General features: G+C 66.7%; 1 protein-coding gene. It reads right to left on the minus strand.

Translation table 11 applies throughout. The features are described from left to right. Positions 1 to 34 precede the first annotated feature (34 nt). Positions 35 to 1,034, minus strand: a 1,000-nt coding sequence (locus E4F61_RS14195; protein WP_238382964.1) for a tetratricopeptide repeat protein, incomplete at its 5' end; no start/stop codon positions are given.

The following is a 1,034-nucleotide window of genomic DNA, read 5'->3' on the forward strand; positions in this document are numbered from 1 at the left end:
GTTTTGCGTGCTTGTGACCGCTGCCGCGATCAGATTATTTGCCCGGCAGTGCGAGGATCTTCTTGGCGTCCTCCGGATGCTTCACGCCCTTGGCCAGTGCCTGCTCCGCGGCCGCTTTCGCTTCGGAAATACGTTGCTCGTTGCGAAGCACGCCGGCGAGCGCGAGATAGGCCTCGCCGTTCTTGCCCATCGGCGCGGCCTTGCGGTAGGCGTCGATCGCCTTGTCGGTCTGCTCGGAGAAGTAGTACGACTGCGCGAGCGCGAGGTAGACGTTGTAGTCGGGCTTCAGCACGCCCTTCGTCATGCCCTCGTTGATGATGTCGATCGTCTGCTGTTCCTTGCCTTCGAGGTTGGCGTAGATCGAGAAAAGCTGGCGGTAGTCGGCGTCGTCGGTGAGCTGGCCGGACTTGCGCATCTCCTCGAGCAACTGCGCCGCCTTGTCGGTCTGCTTGGCCTGCAGGTAGGACTGCACGAGGTTGAAGCGCGCCCGCTTGTCGGCCGGGTTCCTGGAGGCGGCGGACTCGGCGACCTTCATCGCTTCGGCGGCGTTACCGCTGCGCGCGAGCGAGTCGGCGAGCAGCTGCTCCCAATCGCTGTGGCCGGGCGCCGCGGCGACCGCCGGCTTCAGCACGGCGGCGGCGTCGGCGAAGCGGCCGAGGCGGTACAGCGCGTTCCCGCGCAGCACCTGCGAGGCCGGGTCGGTGGCATGCGTTTCGGCGAGGAACTGGTCGACGCTCGCGAGCGCGGCGGCGTAGTCCTTGTTCATCATCTGAATCTGCGCGCGCTGCTGCATCAGGCCGAAGTGCGCGTCGTTGTCGAGGCTGTTCTGCGCGATGGCCGTGTCGATGTACTTGAGCGCGCCCGGATAGTCCTGCGCGCCGATCGCGGTCTGCGCGGCGAGCTGCGCGGCGAAGGCCTTCTCGTACGCATTCGATGCCGCGTCCGCGATGATCGCGTCGGCCGCGGTGCGCGCCTCGGCGACGTTGCCGTCGTTGAACGACTTGAGCATGGCCTGGAGCTTCGGCGTGCCCTTC

This window comes from Cognatilysobacter segetis (assembly GCF_004359965.1).
In the GTDB taxonomy this organism is placed as follows: domain Bacteria; phylum Pseudomonadota; class Gammaproteobacteria; order Xanthomonadales; family Xanthomonadaceae; genus Cognatilysobacter; species Cognatilysobacter segetis.